The 14,690-nt window shown below is 32.6% G+C and carries 19 protein-coding genes; 9 read left to right on the forward strand and 10 right to left on the reverse strand.

Annotated features, from left to right (window positions below; translation table 11 throughout):
* From FWJ34_RS12345 to FWJ34_RS12360, 4 genes are all read left to right on the forward strand, one after another.
* The coding region (locus FWJ34_RS12345; protein ID WP_308255624.1) for a DUF1257 domain-containing protein at nucleotides 1-378 on the forward strand (378 nt) is incomplete at its 5' end.
* A 440-nt stretch (nucleotides 379-818) separates the two neighbouring features.
* Entirely contained in the window at nucleotides 819-1,541 is a 723-nt protein-coding gene (gene pyrH / locus FWJ34_RS12350) for a UMP kinase (protein WP_308255625.1), read from the forward strand.
* Nucleotides 1,528-2,079: a ribosome recycling factor gene (frr, locus tag FWJ34_RS12355; protein WP_308255626.1), complete on the forward strand. Its 552-nt coding sequence runs from the start codon at nucleotides 1,528-1,530 to the stop codon at nucleotides 2,077-2,079. The genes pyrH and frr overlap by 14 nt, the downstream gene beginning before the upstream one ends.
* A 197-nt stretch (nucleotides 2,080-2,276) precedes the next feature.
* Entirely contained in the window at nucleotides 2,277-2,753 is a 477-nt protein-coding gene (locus FWJ34_RS12360; RefSeq protein WP_308255627.1) for a hypothetical protein, read from the forward strand.
* A 481-nt stretch (nucleotides 2,754-3,234) separates the two neighbouring features.
* Here the strand turns inward: FWJ34_RS12360 and FWJ34_RS12365 are convergent, their stop codons facing one another.
* The 5 genes from FWJ34_RS12365 to FWJ34_RS12385 all read right to left on the reverse strand — a co-directional run bounded on the left by FWJ34_RS12365 (nucleotide 3,235) and on the right by FWJ34_RS12385 (nucleotide 7,415).
* Nucleotides 3,235-3,615, reverse strand: coding sequence for a PilZ domain-containing protein (locus tag FWJ34_RS12365; RefSeq protein ID WP_308255628.1), 381 nt, complete (start codon nucleotides 3,613-3,615; stop codon nucleotides 3,235-3,237).
* A 95-nt stretch (nucleotides 3,616-3,710) separates the two neighbouring features.
* On the reverse strand, nucleotides 3,711-5,297 hold the full coding sequence (locus FWJ34_RS12370) for a TonB family protein (RefSeq protein WP_308255629.1): 1,587 nt from the start codon (nucleotides 5,295-5,297) through the stop codon (nucleotides 3,711-3,713).
* 96 nt (nucleotides 5,298-5,393) lie between these two features.
* Nucleotides 5,394-6,431, reverse strand: a complete 1,038-nt coding sequence (locus FWJ34_RS12375; protein ID WP_308255630.1) for an AI-2E family transporter — start codon at nucleotides 6,429-6,431, stop codon at nucleotides 5,394-5,396.
* A gap of 35 nt (nucleotides 6,432-6,466) precedes the next feature.
* Nucleotides 6,467-6,670, reverse strand: a complete 204-nt coding sequence (locus FWJ34_RS12380) for a hypothetical protein (RefSeq protein WP_308255631.1) — start codon at nucleotides 6,668-6,670, stop codon at nucleotides 6,467-6,469.
* 190 nt (nucleotides 6,671-6,860) lie between these two features.
* Nucleotides 6,861-7,415 carry a response regulator gene (locus tag FWJ34_RS12385; RefSeq protein ID WP_308255632.1) on the reverse strand — a complete coding sequence of 185 codons (555 nt, stop codon included), beginning with the start codon at nucleotides 7,413-7,415 and terminating at the stop codon, nucleotides 6,861-6,863.
* Nucleotides 7,416-7,513: 98 nt separating this feature from the next.
* Between FWJ34_RS12385 and lipA the strand changes: the two genes are divergently transcribed.
* From lipA to FWJ34_RS12405, 4 genes are all read left to right on the forward strand, one after another.
* Nucleotides 7,514-8,410, forward strand: a complete 897-nt coding sequence (lipA, locus tag FWJ34_RS12390) for a lipoyl synthase (protein WP_308255642.1) — start codon at nucleotides 7,514-7,516, stop codon at nucleotides 8,408-8,410.
* Between the two features lie 102 nt (nucleotides 8,411-8,512).
* Nucleotides 8,513-9,625, forward strand: a complete 1,113-nt coding sequence (gene prfA / locus FWJ34_RS12395) for a peptide chain release factor 1 (RefSeq protein WP_308255633.1) — start codon at nucleotides 8,513-8,515, stop codon at nucleotides 9,623-9,625.
* 46 nt (nucleotides 9,626-9,671) lie between these two features.
* Nucleotides 9,672-9,815, forward strand: a complete 144-nt coding sequence (locus FWJ34_RS12400) for a BrnT family toxin (RefSeq protein WP_308255634.1) — start codon at nucleotides 9,672-9,674, stop codon at nucleotides 9,813-9,815.
* Nucleotides 9,816-9,914: 99 nt separating this feature from the next.
* On the forward strand, nucleotides 9,915-10,037 hold the full coding sequence (locus FWJ34_RS12405; protein WP_308255635.1) for a hypothetical protein: 123 nt from the start codon (nucleotides 9,915-9,917) through the stop codon (nucleotides 10,035-10,037).
* Between the two features lie 257 nt (nucleotides 10,038-10,294).
* Here the strand turns inward: FWJ34_RS12405 and FWJ34_RS12410 are convergent, their stop codons facing one another.
* The 5 genes from FWJ34_RS12410 to petJ all read right to left on the reverse strand — a co-directional run bounded on the left by FWJ34_RS12410 (nucleotide 10,295) and on the right by petJ (nucleotide 13,989).
* Nucleotides 10,295-10,744, reverse strand: a complete 450-nt coding sequence (locus FWJ34_RS12410) for a DUF3465 domain-containing protein (RefSeq protein WP_308255636.1) — start codon at nucleotides 10,742-10,744, stop codon at nucleotides 10,295-10,297.
* A 28-nt stretch (nucleotides 10,745-10,772) separates the two neighbouring features.
* Nucleotides 10,773-10,901: a hypothetical protein gene (locus tag FWJ34_RS12415; RefSeq protein WP_308255637.1), complete on the reverse strand. Its 129-nt coding sequence runs from the start codon at nucleotides 10,899-10,901 to the stop codon at nucleotides 10,773-10,775.
* A 92-nt stretch (nucleotides 10,902-10,993) separates the two neighbouring features.
* Nucleotides 10,994-13,129, reverse strand: a complete 2,136-nt coding sequence (gene glyS / locus FWJ34_RS12420; protein ID WP_308255638.1) for a glycine--tRNA ligase subunit beta — start codon at nucleotides 13,127-13,129, stop codon at nucleotides 10,994-10,996.
* Nucleotides 13,130-13,260: 131 nt separating this feature from the next.
* Complete coding sequence (locus FWJ34_RS12425) at nucleotides 13,261-13,551, reverse strand: DUF2288 domain-containing protein (RefSeq protein ID WP_308255639.1); 291 nt, start codon at nucleotides 13,549-13,551, stop codon at nucleotides 13,261-13,263.
* A gap of 99 nt (nucleotides 13,552-13,650) precedes the next feature.
* Nucleotides 13,651-13,989 (reverse strand): cytochrome c6 PetJ, encoded by a 339-nt coding sequence (gene petJ, locus FWJ34_RS12430; RefSeq protein ID WP_308255640.1) that lies wholly within the window; start codon nucleotides 13,987-13,989, stop codon nucleotides 13,651-13,653.
* Nucleotides 13,990-14,197: 208 nt separating this feature from the next.
* Here petJ and FWJ34_RS12435 point away from each other — a divergent pair, with 208 nt between their 5' ends.
* Nucleotides 14,198-14,446 (forward strand): Ycf34 family protein, encoded by a 249-nt coding sequence (locus FWJ34_RS12435; RefSeq protein ID WP_308255641.1) that lies wholly within the window; start codon nucleotides 14,198-14,200, stop codon nucleotides 14,444-14,446.
* The last annotated feature ends 244 nt before the right edge of the window (nucleotides 14,447-14,690 follow it).

A 14,690-nucleotide genomic window follows, 5' to 3' on the forward strand; every position in this document is an offset into this window, starting at 1 on the left:
CACTTTAGCAGTATCAAAACCAAAATCCGTAATCTTACTTCCTTAAAAGCGGCCCTAGTTGATTTAGGAATCAATTGGAAAAATGGTCCTTCTCCGGTAAGAGGGTATCAAGGGCAAACTAGCCAAGCTGAAATTGTTATTCCACAAGAAAATAACTATGATATTGGTTTTAGCTGGAATGGTCAAGAATATGAGTTAGTCTCTGATTTACAATACTGGCAACAACCTTGGACTGTTGATGGTTTTTTACAACGTGTCACTCAAGGTTATGCGTTACAGACAATTTTAAATGAATCCTCTAAACAGGGTTTTGCTGTTACCGAAAAACAAAAAAATGAAGATGGTTCAATTCGCTTGGTAGTTCAACGTTGGAGTTAATTCTCAATTTTGATAGTTAATAAGTAATAGGTAAGCAAAATTAATACTGCATTTTATTTTTGAGCATACTAAGAGAACAAAGGGTTTAAACTATTTTATCTATAATTAACTACATTTTAGCTTGAATGAATTTTGACTTTAAAATGTCGCTGAAACTTAGATCTTGCATCTCTATCATCAATTCTCGATGAGGATAGGGAAAAGGGAAAAGTAATAAGAATTGATTTTAAAACTCCTAAAATTGATTTTTCCCGTTTTGTTTCATTGGTATTATTGTACTGGTGCAAGATCTGAGTGAAATGCCGTCGTTAAAATTCACAACATTTGTCGGCAGGAGAATGTCAACAAAATAAGGTAAATTATTTAAGCACTATAAAAATTAAGAAACAAAAACTGCTATCTTAATTTATGAATTAATCACAGAAAAAAGCAACAAAACAATGACTTACCAACGGATTTTACTCAAATTAAGCGGTGAAGCATTAATGGGAAACTTAGGCTATGGCATCGATCCCAAAGTAGTTGCTGATATAGCGGAAGACATTGCTGAAGTAGTTCGCCTAAACGTACAAGTTGCCATTGTGGTGGGCGGTGGTAATATTTTTCGTGGTATGAAGGCTTCTGCTGATGGTATGGATCGAGCTACGGCGGATTATGTCGGTATGATTGCTACTGTAATGAATGCCATGACTTTACAGGATGCCTTAGAAAGGAGAGATATTGCTACTAGGGTACAAACTGCGATCGCCATGCAGGAAGTAGCCGAACCTTATATTCGTCGTAAAGCAATCCGTCATCTTGAATTGGGTAGAGTCGTAATATTTGGAGCAGGATCTGGTAATCCTTTTTTTACTACTGATACTACGGCGGCTTTAAGGGCAGCAGAAATAGATGCACAGGTAATCTTTAAAGCTACTAAAGTTGATGGAATTTATGATTGTGATCCCCTAAAAAATTCTAATGCTCACCGTTATGAAACACTCAATTATAATCAGGTTTTGACCCAAGATTTAAGGGTTATGGATGGAACTGCTATTGCCTTATGCAAAGAAAATAACATCCCCATTGTTGTATTTAACCTTTTCGAGCGCGGTAATATTATTCGGGCGGTAAAAGGAGAAAAAATAGGAACTACTGTAGGAGGTTTTTGTGAAGTTAACTGACGAAATTCAAGAGAATATGCAAAAAAGTGTCGAAAAGACACAACAAGACTTTAACACTATTCGCACGGGCAGAGCTAACGCTAGTTTACTAGATAAAGTCATGGTCGATTATTATGGAGCGGAAACTCCTTTAAAAGCATTGGCTAACATTAGTACCCCAGACGCTACCACTATTATGGTTCAACCCTTTGACAAAGGAAGTATGAATCAAATACAAAAAGCAATTTCTTTATCCGATTTAGGCTTAACTCCTAATAATGACGGGCAGGTAATTCGCTTAAATATACCACCTTTAACTACTGAACGTCGTCAAGAATTTGTTAAATTAGCTGGTAAATATGCAGAAGAAGGAAAAGTGGCAATTCGCAATGTGCGTCGTGATGCCATTGAAAAAGTGCGCAAACAGGAAAAAAGTAGCGAAATTTCTGAAGATGAATCCCGTGATTTACAAGATAAAATTCAAAAAATTACTGATAGATATATAATTAAAATAGATGATATTTTAGCAGTAAAAGAAAAAGAGCTAACTAACATTTAGTCATAAGAAATTAATAATGAGGAAGGAGTTTAAAACTCTTCTGGGGAATTAGGAATCAGGAATTAGTAATGGTGGAAACTGATCTTTTTTTTAAGTAACTATAAATATCTATAGTAAAATATGTATTGACAGTCAAAAAGTTCCAAATTCTTTTAAACTTCGATAAGATAAAAAGAAAGCCTATAAATTTGAGTATTATGGATTTAGATGAGCAATTACGGAATTTGATTAACGAAGCCCCAGAACATGGCGTTCCTGCTATAATTATGGAGCATGGAGTTATTCCTGTTATTAGTGCCTACGCACATCAACTTGATTATAGTCAATATTATTTGAGACAAACTCCAGAAGAAAATTTGGTTTTAACTATTTTAGCTAGTGATCAACATCCAGAAGTAGAAAAAAAAGTAATTTATGCTTTTCCTACCATTGAAGATGCCGCTAATTTTCCAGATCGAAAGCTTAATGATGCCGATATTGTAGCACAGATAGTTCCTGTTAGTCAAATTCTTTTTCAAATGTTTACCATGAAAGAAGTTGATAGCATTATTTTTGTAGAAAAACCAGAAAACTATCAACAAAGTAAAGAAATTTATTGCAATAAGTTACAAACAGCTATTCAACAAAATTTAACTATTTTAATTAACTCTAATTCTTCTAATAATATTGCTTAATTAGGGTTGGCTGAATTAATCAGGAATCTATAAAAATCAAGGATTTAGGCACACTACATCATTAAAAAATGAGCAATTTTAGCAAGGGGTTTAAACCTTTTGTTTACTCAAAAAATAAGTAAATAGACTTCTGCACCAAGTCGGACACTCTTGCAATGGGCACTCTTGCAATGGTTATTAAAATTGATGATTCCTCACCTTAAATAGATTTTAATTTTTATTTTGCACTCGTGTCGAATATTGTACAATTACATACTCTAATTCTAACAAGGAGCGGCTATCCCTTTATCAAAAGATTACAGAGCTTTTCAAGTGGGTAAACCACACCTGACATTGTGAGCTTTGCCTCCCTACATTTATAATATAATTTTGCGGTTCATTGATCTGAAAACTGCGGTAAAACCTTTGCCTTGCGCATCCCATCGTTGCCTATTCCCTACCCTCACTAAAATACTTTTTGAGCAGCCCTTAATTACAGTTCTTAAGATGTTTGTTGCCATTCTAAATCAAATTGATATTTTTCTTTTGCTTTTTGATCACAATAATGTACCAGTTTTTCTAATTGATCAGGAAAATCTACTCCAATAATTTTTCCTCCAATTTGATCAAATTCTTCATTAGTTGACGATCGCCAGATTTGTTCGACTTTAATGGTGATATTTGAACCAATAATTTCATCTTCTTTTACCTGATTCAAAATGATCTCAAAAGGAGATTGATGGGGAAAATCTTTTTGAATAATTATTTGTATGCCAGTAACAGTTAAATCAAGGGTAAAACCGAGAAAATTTCCCTTAGAATCTAAAACTCTACACACAGCAAGAATTCTCTGAAAAGATCTTTGTTCATTAATTTGATTCATATTTTAATTTTCCTTAACTTTAATTGAAATTTGATATGGGTATCTCCTACCGATGAAGTTGTACTCCTTGACGGGAGATAATTACTATAGAATTTTTATGGTAAAATTTCCGTATTTGTTGCTGGTGTAGAAGGAGCAGGTTTAGAGTCTATTGTGGGAGATTTCTCTAGAGTAGTATTCACACCAGACTCAGATTTATTTTCTACGGGTAATTTAATCTCTGGAGGTTTTACCGAAGACTCAGATTTATTTTCTACGGGTAATTTAATCTCTGGAGGTTTTACCGAAGACTCAGGTTTATTTTCTACAGGTAATTTAATCTCTGGGGTTTTCACCGAAGACTCAGGTTGAGGGATGAAAACGGTATTCGGTTTCTTTTCCAAAGTTTCTTCTTTTGGAGTTAAAGAAGGAGTCTTAGGTATATTTTTTTCCGGAATATTAACTTCCGTTGGTTTTATGGCATTGGTGCTAGGAATTTCTCCTATATTAGAAATAGATAAAGAGGGACAAATTTGTGAATCATATAAAAAATTAACATAGACATGATAGGGTTGACTACCACCGCTATTATTGGTAAAATTACGGGATCTTATCTGTCTTAAGGCTTGATCATTGAGTAAAGGATAACCTGAACTTTTAATCAGTTGACTATTAATTACACTACCACTAGAATTAACTGTAACTCCATAGGTTGCAGTACCTTCTAACTTACCGACACAAGCATCTTTTGGATATAGCCCTGTCAAAGTAATTTGTTGAGGTGTTACGTCTTGAACTTCTTTAGCCCACGCTACATAATTTTTTCGAGCATCTTCATCACTGGTATTTTCTGATTGTTTCTGTAACTTTGAGGATACACCAGTCAAATTGGGGCGAACTTCTGAAGGTGGCAAAACGGTTATATTTCCATTACTATCAATTTGAGTAAAGGTTTGAGGAACTCTACCATTAATAATATCTCTAGGATTAGCAGTGATTTGAACATCAGAATTGGCAAATAATTTTTGTCTAATGTTATCTTCTTGTTGTGGATCTGCATTTATATCGATTACTTTACCTGTGCTAGGAACACTGTTAAAGTTCGTATTTGGGGTATCATAGTTATTAGCCGAAGGGAGTGCGGCCAGACTATTTTGATTCAGAGGTGGTGGTGGTGGTAATTCTCCCGGGTATGGGATATTATTCCCGTTATAAGAGTAATTAATAGGAGGCGGAGATAATTTCTCTGATGGTGGGATATTATTTTGATCATAATAGTTATTAATGGGAGGTAAATTTGCCGCTGGTGGAAGAGAGGGAGGTGTGGGTAAATTTGCCATGGAACTATTATCAAAACTGGGTAAAAACTCAGTATTCGTGTTACTCTCAGGAGGAAGAGGAATATTAATAGTTCCCAAAGGAGGTAATGAATTATCCGATGGAACAAGAGTGTTAAGAGTATTCCAATTAAAAGAATTACGGGGGTTTAAATTTGGTAAGCGAGTTTGTTCAATGGAGTTCAATTCAACGACTGGAGTGCTTTCTGCGGTTATCTTAGAATTATTTTGATCATTCCATTGAGGAAAAATAAAGGTGAAGAATAAACCATGAAAACTAATAGACGCTAATAAGGACCAGTTTATTTCTTTGATAACCTTATTAGTTTGTAAAGATAATTTGCTAGAACTGGTTGTTGTTACCATAATCAATCTTAATTCTTTTTCTTTCGTATTGTATCAACTTTATCTGAAATTTGAGCTTCAGATTAGGAGACTCACAAAAAATATTTTTCTTACTCATTACTCATTCTCCGTTATTTGCCAATTATCAAAAATATCTTTAATAACAATTTCTTTGATTAAAATTTCGGTAATAATTATTAGGGGTAAGGCTAAAAAAAGTCCTAGTAAGCCTAAAAAGTTAGCAAAAATTATTTCACCAATGATAACATTAGCTGATATTAAAATCACTCTGTTATTTCTAAGTTTTGGGATGATTATTTTGTCTGTAATCTGATAAATAGCAATATACAGAATCAAAATTACCCAAGGTATCCAAGATGAATAAAGAAAGGCGATCGCCATCGGAGTAATAACGCTAATACTAGGACCAATATAAGGGATAAAAGCTAAAACTCCGGCTAATAATGCTTGAGCTGATACTGAAGGTACACGAAGAATTAATAAACAGAAAAAAGTTAAAATAATTACGCTGATGATTTTAATAAAAGTATCTGCTAACCATTCTTCTATACTAATTTGAGCTTGGTTTAAAATAGTATTAATTCGAGAACGATAAAAACTAGGAAATAAGCGAATAAAACCTTGTTTATAGGGTAAAGGATCGGCTAAAATCATTAAAGTTAAAGCTAGTAATAATAGGCTACTTAATAAAACACCTAAAAAACTAAAAACCACATTAAAACCTTTTTTATATAAGTTATTGAATAGAGGCTGTAACTGTACTAAAATCTTTTCAAGATCTGGTAAGGAATCTGTTAAATCCGGTGAAAGATGATATTTAATATTATCTAATTCTAAAATTAATTTATTAATACCTTGAGGTACAAGGGTAAATAATTCTTGAAATTGAAAAATAAGGGAAGGAACTAATATTAAAAAAAATAGGCTTATTATGATAAATAATATTACTATAGATAATAATATTCCATAAATTCGTTTTAACCCTAAATCCATTAATTTTTTGACCAAAATATTTAAAGCTAAAGCGAAAACAACGGCAGTTAAAGCTAACAATAATATCTGTCTTATTTGCCAAAGAATATAAATAGAAATTATCAGGACAATGAAACTAATCCATTTAGCAAAGTTCATCATTTATAGTGAATAGTTAATAATTAATTTCTGGTTTTTTATTCCTTTTTTTGATTTTTTATATTTTGTCTGATAATTAAGGTTATAAATATAATAATGACAGGGGCAAAAATAATAATAGGGGCGAGATAGGTTGCTTGTTGAATTAAGGAGTTATCTAAACCATATTTTATTAAAATAGAGATAACTGTGGATACAAATAAAACTTTAAATAGAAAAAAAAATTGATTAATAATTAACATCAATATTTAAAAAAATAATCTGGCATTTTTTATAGTGAAATTCTTGCAAAATTAAATTAAGAGAAGGGGAAATAAATTATTTTATAATAATGATAAAAGTTTATGATTTCCCTTTCTAAATTAATTTTATTTTGAATGAGTGCAAGAAGTTGGATTAGTCATTAAAATCTTAGGCATTTTAGCATTTAATTTACTGTAATTTTTTCTTAACAAATGAGAGAAGTTGATTAAGTTGTTTTTTCAGTTGTGTAACTTCTGACTCTAAGGTGGTTACTCTAGCTTGTAATTGTTCAATTTCTGCACTGCCAACAGTACTGCCTTGAGTGGTTTTTGATGAAGCAGCACTACTATCTATTAAATGAGCTAATTTCTTCGATTTTTCCATAGAATCACGAATACCCTGAATCAACTGTTTTTGATCAAAGGGTTTTTCTAAGAAAGAAAAAAATTCAAAAGGCTCACGAATTTTGTCCGTCACTTCATCTTTTCTTCCCGACATTAACAATAAAGGAATTGCCCTTAATTGAGGATTTTTTTGTATTTCTTGATAAACTTCCCAGCCGCTCATTTTCGGTAAAAAGAAGTCTAACATAATTAAGTTAGGGTTACTACTATGTATTAATTCCATGCCTTGGAGTCCATCTTTGGCTTCCACTACATCAAATTTACCCGGCGGCAACATATCTTTTACAGTTCTTCTAATGACCATACTGTCATCAATAACTAAAATTTTGTGATTTGCCACAATTTAACTCCTTGCAAAAAATAAAAACCTTAATCTTATTTAGTATATTAAAATATGATCAAAAATGTTTATTTTCTGATGTTTTTATCTTCTTTACCATGACTCAAACTGCTTTCTCTGAATCTTCTTCCCTTAATCTTCCTAGTTGGTTACGATCGTCTATTGGAAAAGCGTCAGAAATTTCTCAAGTCCAAAAAATTATCAAACAGCGTCAAATTTATACTATTTGTGAGGAAGGACGTTGCCCTAATCGAGGAGAATGTTATAGTCAAGGTACGGCAACTTTTTTGTTAATGGGTCCTACTTGTACTCGTAGTTGTGCTTTTTGTCAAGTAGATAAAGGGCATTCCCCGATGGCATTAGATGAAGATGAACCAAGAAAAGTAGCCGAAGCGGTAAATTTATTACAATTAAAATATGTAGTTTTAACCTCCGTAGCAAGGGATGATTTAAAAGATGGTGGTGCAAGTTGGTTTGTGAAGGTAATGGATGCTATTCGTTTGATGAATCCTCAGACACAAATTGAGGTATTAACTCCTGATTTCGGTACTGGAAAAAATGCTATCAATCAACAAAAGGAAAGTATTAAAACCATTATTAATGCTAAACCCGCCTGTTATAATCACAACTTAGAAACCGTAGCTAGATTACAAAATTCTGTAAGACGAGGCGGAAAATATCATCGCTCCTTGAGGGTTTTAGCTACCGTTAAAGAATTAGATCCTTCTATTCCTACAAAATCAGGATTAATGTTAGGATTAGGAGAAACTAAACAGGAAATTATCAAGACTCTTGAAGACTTAAGAAAAATAAATTGCGATCGCCTTACTATGGGGCAATATTTACGTCCATCATTGGCACACTTACCTGTAGAAAAATATTGGACACCGGCTGAATTTGAGGAGTTAGGAAAGATTGCCTATTTATTAGGATTTTCCCATGTTCGTAGTAGTCCTTTAGTCCGCAGTTCTTATCATGCAGGAGAAGGTAAGTAATTCTGAGTAAGGGGTTTAAAACTTTTGTTAATTCCTAATGACCTTGATAAGGTAATCTTGAAATCTATCCTTTAAATATATATTAATTATTTTAAATTTATCATGGCTGAATCATATTTATTAGAAAAACTAACCTCTGTAGAAACAACTTTTACGGAATTAACTCGGCGATTAGGAGATCCTGATATTGCCACCAATCCTGATGAATTGCAAAAAGTTGCTAAAATGCGTTCTTCTTTAGAGGAAACAGTTATTACTTATCAGGAATGGCAAAAAGCACAAGAAGATTTAAAAGGTGCGAAAGAAATCTATAAAGAGTCTAACGCAGATCCTGAAATGAAAGAATTAGCTGGGATGGAAATTGAAGAATTAGAGGCGAAAATGGATGAACTAGAAAAACGTCTCAAAGTTTTATTATTGCCTCGGGATCCTAATGATGATAAAAACATTATGTTAGAAATTAGAGCTGGTACAGGAGGTGATGAAGCAAGTATTTGGGCTGGTGATTTAGTTCGGATGTATTCCCGTTATGCAGAAACTTTAAATTGGAATGTTAAACTTTTAAGCGAATCTCCAGCGGAAATGGGGGGTTTTAAGGAGGCCATTCTCGAAATTACCGGCGATAGTGTCTATAGTAAACTGAAGTTTGAAGCAGGAGTACATCGAGTACAACGAGTACCTTTAACGGAGGCAGGAGGAAGAGTTCATACATCTACCGCTACCGTTGCTATTATGCCTGAAGTAAATGATGTTGAGGTACATATTGATCCAAAAGATATTGAGTTAACTACAGCTCGATCAGGGGGTGCTGGAGGGCAAAATGTTAATAAAGTAGAAACCGCCGTAGATTTAATTCATAAACCAACTGGTATTCGAGTTTTTTGTACGGAAGAACGATCTCAATTAAAAAACCGTGAACGGGCGATGCAAATTTTACGGGCAAAACTTTATGAAATTAAACTTAAAGAGCAACAAGATGAAGTTACTTCTATGAGGCGATCGCAAGTAGGAACAGGAGCAAGATCCGAAAAAATCCGCACCTATAACTATAAAGACAATCGTGCAACGGATCATCGGTTAGGAAGAAATTTTGACTTAACCAGTATTTTAGAAGGAAAAATAGAGGATGTGATACAGGCTTGTATTGCTCAAGATCAACAAGAAAGACTAGAACAAATGGCTTCTTCTCCAACTACTGCTGCGGCATTAATTTAATTTTTTCAATAACACTTCAAATTAGTAAAGGAGCTTGTTATTGTCAATGGAAGGCTATAATCTGAAAAATTTAGATAAGCATAAAATTAGCTTTAACATTGCTATTGAAATTTTTAAGAATCCTGTTTTAACCAAATCAGATGCTAGAGATTATGGAGGAGAAGTACGTTATTTAACTATAGTTAAATAGAGATAAGCATTTATTTATTGATTGTTTGGACTCAAATAAGTATAAAGAAAAGGATTATTTTGGCTAGTCTGACTAGTAGTAAACAAAGGAAAATTTATCATGAATATATCAAGAGAAGAACAACTTAAATTGTTAAGCAATATCAAGGATGAAGACATTGATTTTAGTGAAATACCTGAAACTGATGCCGAATTTTTGACAGATGCAAAGGTAGAGTTTTAATAGTTTTTATTCTTAGAATTTGAGTCTGACGACACATATTACTTACCCAGTTTTTAACTAAACAAGGGGTTTAACCCAATATCGAGCTCTGCAAAGAAATGTAAAGCTATTTTACACACCCAGTTTTTAACTAAACAAAGGGTTTAAACCCCTTGCTAAAACTGCGGATTTTTTGGGCAATGTATTATGTAAAAACCATTGATTTTTATAGCTTTCTGATTCCTAACAGCAAACCCTAATTAAGTTATAAAAAAACTTTATTGATATATTTTTCCTTTGTGTTTTAGCCATCCATGAGTATGTTTTCCTTGAGGATCTCTATGTGTCCAATGAATTACACCGCCTTGAGAATTCCATTCATATTCTCCATAAAAAATGATTATATCACCATTTTTTAAACTATTAATACGAGGTGCAATATCAATATTATGAGCAACTAACAAAGTTTGTCCAGAATTTAACTTAACTATAAATCTTTGATGTTTCCCCCCTTCCAAATCATCTTTTAATAATTTAATGACAATTCCTTCCCCTTGTACTTGAATATTAGATATTTTTTTATTAAAGGCATTTTTTAATATTTGATCACCATTATTATTTTGAGCAATAATAGTTTCAGCAAAACTAACTTTTATTTGAGATGAAAAAGTATAAATTAAGGGACATAAAAAAGTTAAGATTAATTTTATGATAAATCTATTTTTCATGATATTTAAGGCGAAACAAAATTATATATTAACTTAGATCTTGCATCTCTATCATCAATTCTCGATGAGGATAGGGAAAAGGGAAGAGAGAAGAGGGAAAAGTAATCAGAATTGATTTTAAAACTCCTAAAATTGATTTTTCCCGTTTTGTTTTCATTGGTATTATTGTACTAGTGCAAGATCTGAGTATTAATAAGCAAATTTCAGGGTAGGTAATGCCCACCCATTCTCTAAATTTTTACTAATTGATTATTTAACGATCGCCCCAAAATCTGCTAAAATACGACTATTATTGCGCAATAACCCTAATAAATTGAGACGATTAGTTTTGACTTGTTCATTCTCTGCCATGACTAAAACACTATTTTCACCATCAAAAAAATTGCTAACTTTAGGGTTAATTTCTAATAACGCATCCGTTAATAATTGATAGTTACTTTCAGCTTTAACTTGTTTTGTTATGGGAATTAACTTTTCTAAGGCTTGATAAAATTCTCTTTCAGAAATAGACTCAAATAAATCAGGATTAATCACATTTTTAAGCTCTAATTCTTGAGTATTTAAACTACCTTTAGCTCCTAATTTTGTCGAACGATTGATAGTTTCATAAATTTGAGTTAAAATACCATTATTACGAATTTCTTGTAAAAATAAAGCCCGATCTCTTACATCCAATAAGTTGTTTAACGCCCTTTCTATATATTCAGAATCATTATCTCCTAATACAGCATTTACTAAGTCATAATCAATCTTTAATTCATCTTGCAAAAGAGTATTAATTCTTTGGATAAAAAACTCTTTAATAATATTTAAAGGCGATTCTTTTTGTGGATGTGCTATGACAAATTCTTCACAGGCTTGACTTAATAATTGATGCAAATTGAGATTGAGATTACCATGCCATGTAATATTAATAATACCATTAGCAGCTCTTCTTAAGGCAAAAGGATCACTTGAACCACTAGGCATCATTCCTAAACCAATTATACTCACAATCGTGTCAAGGCGATCGCTAATACCAACAACTTGCCCGTTTAAAGTTTCAGGTAAAATATCTCCGGCATTTCTCGGTAAATAATGTTCAAAAATACCTTTAGCCACGGTTGCCGATTCACCACTAACTAAGGCATATTTTTCCCCCATAATGCCTTGTAATTCAGGAAATTCATATACCATTTGAGTAACTAAATCTGCTTTACATAAAGAAGCCGTACTATCAATTTCCGTACGTTGTAACTCATTTAAGTTCAATTGTTCAGCAATTTGTTGACTAATGGCAATAATACGATTAACTTTATCGTGCATTGAACCTAAATCTTCTTGAAAAGTAACGGTTTCTAACTGAGGTAAATAAGTCTCTAAATGTTCGTCACAATCAGCTTGATAAAAAAATTGTGCATCTGCTAAACGAGCTCGAATTACTTTTGCATTTCCTGTAGCGATAATATCAGATTTTTGGGGATCTCCGTTAGAAATAGTGATAAAGTAAGGCATTAAATCTCCTTTTTCGTCTTTGATGGGGAAATAACGCTGATGTTTAACCATTACCGTTATAATGACTTCCGAAGGTAACTTTAAAAAATCAGGCTCAAATTTACCTAAAACCGCCGTGGGATATTCTACTAAATTAGTAACTTCAGCCAATAAATCAGGATAAATTTCCGCTTTTCCTCCCACCGTATCTGCTAAAACCTTGATTTCTCCTTCAATTTTCTGAATGCGGTGTTTTACATCCACTAATACGAATGCTTTTTCTAAAGACGCAATATAATTATTTGCCGATGAAATAGTTACTCGATTCGGGTGTAAAATACGATGACCAGATGTAAAGCGATCACTTTTTAAAGTAGTTGAACCGTTTACCAACTCCACAGGTAAAATATCCTGATTCCAAAGAGAAATAAGACTACGAATAGGGCGCGGAAAGCGTAAATCACCATCTGCCCAACGCATAAACCTTCTACCCTCTAACCCCGTAATCCATTGAGGAATTAACTTTTGTAAAATAGCAGTAGTTTGCTTACCAACAGTTTTTTTATTAATAAAAATAAATTCCCCTTTATCCGTAGCTTTAACCTGAAAATCAGTGACAGAAACCCCTTGTTTCCGGGCAAAACCTTCTGCTGCTGGAGTCGGTTTACCATCTTTAAAAGCTGTAGAAATAGGAGGGCCTTTTATCTCTTCATCTCTATCGGGTTGTTGATCCTCTAAACCTTCAATTAACATCCCTAAACGTCGAGGAGTGCCATAAATGTTAATTTTACTAGGGTGTAAAAATTCATCCTTTAAATTTTGTTTAATTTTATGTTGCCACTGACTAATCGCACTATTAATAAAATCTGCTGGTAGTTCTTCTGTTCCAATTTCTAAGAGAAAATTAGACATATTTGGTTTAATTTATAGGGTTATACTTCTTTTAATTATCAACTATTACCTATTAATAATCAATAAGCAATAAAGAAGATAATCAAGAAATTTTCCCAAAAAATTATCAATAATGAGGAAAAAAGTTGGCTTTAAACAGAAAGAGAAATTAAAACAAAAGGTTGCACAATAATAGTATAAAACCTATGGTTAGGATCACTATTCCATAAACTTAATTGTTGAGAAGAAGGTTTTTGAATCAACTGTTCACTAATCCAATTTTGTACTAAATTTGTTTTATCTTGGGCGATAGCGTAACCCACTTCAATTAAATCTAAATTTTGATCAACAACAATTAAAGCATCTCGTTGAGCGTGAGGAATTAAATCTTTCCAATTCATCTCGGCTATTTGTTTTTGTAATTCGGCTTTTAAATCTGACATTGACTAATTTAGATTTTTTTTACTCTCACATATTGTATCGGAAGAAAAAACCAAAAGTCAAAAATTGTTATTTGTTAATTGTCTATTCTCAATTCTTAATTATTTTTTCCAACCATTATCGGCTTGAGAAAGAACATAAGTAGCAACATCTTCAATTTGTAATGCGGTTAAACGTCCACTAAATGAAGGCATTGCACCTTTTCCTTTAGTAACTTGAGTTTTAATACTATCTAAATCATACATTCCGTATTTTTCTAAATCAGCTTTTTGTAAAGTTTTTGTCGCATTAACGACGTTTTTGCCTCCCATGTGACAAGATGCACAATTAGCACTAAAAATAGCGGCACCTTTTGCAGCATCTCCTGCTAATGCGGGGGAAGAAAAACTTAAAGTTGCAACAGTAATTAATAACAATAGTAAGCTAATAATTTTTTTCATTTTTAAGGTCTGAATAGTTTTCAATGATTCTCATAGATGATCTTCCTCAATTTGTTTTATCTTGTCAAATGACAGCCTGTCAAAGTTGGTTACATTTCTTCATATTTAAAAAATTTTTCAAAATAAATTTGCCAAAAGTAAAATCTGTTCAGAACCAAAAAAATTAAGCTACATTAGCAAATAAGATAAGTTAAGAGGAAAGTAGATTATGTGTATATGTATTAACTGTCTGTATGTAGATCGATGCAACACTTATTTTGCTGTAGAAGCTCAACATCAACAACTCCATTTAACAGAAAACCCTGATTTTGAACCATTACAACCTTGTATAAATGTGAATATTCGCACAAAAGATGACTATATCGAAACGGAATGGGATGTAGTCGGTTGTGATAGTTTCATCGAAGAAATGGGAAAATGGGCAAAATTACGTCCAGGGGAAGCCATACCAACGTAAATTATTAATCGCTATTTTGAGTAAAAGTTAGAGGTATCGCCGACAATTTTTGGTGTTTTTATCAGTTATGTAAATACTCGTTGGATTATTTGATTTAATTGATGAAACCCCTTAACCCTTTATAGAACCCATTTGATATTTACATCTGTAACCGAAATAACAAAAGGTTTTGACGAGATTAAAGCATTTATTCTCAAATCATTACTATGTAATTCTTCTAAAAAAGATACCAAATGGGTTCTAT

The sequence above is a fragment of the Geminocystis sp. GBBB08 genome (assembly GCF_016743215.1).
Lineage (GTDB): Bacteria > Cyanobacteriota > Cyanobacteriia > Cyanobacteriales > Cyanobacteriaceae > Geminocystis.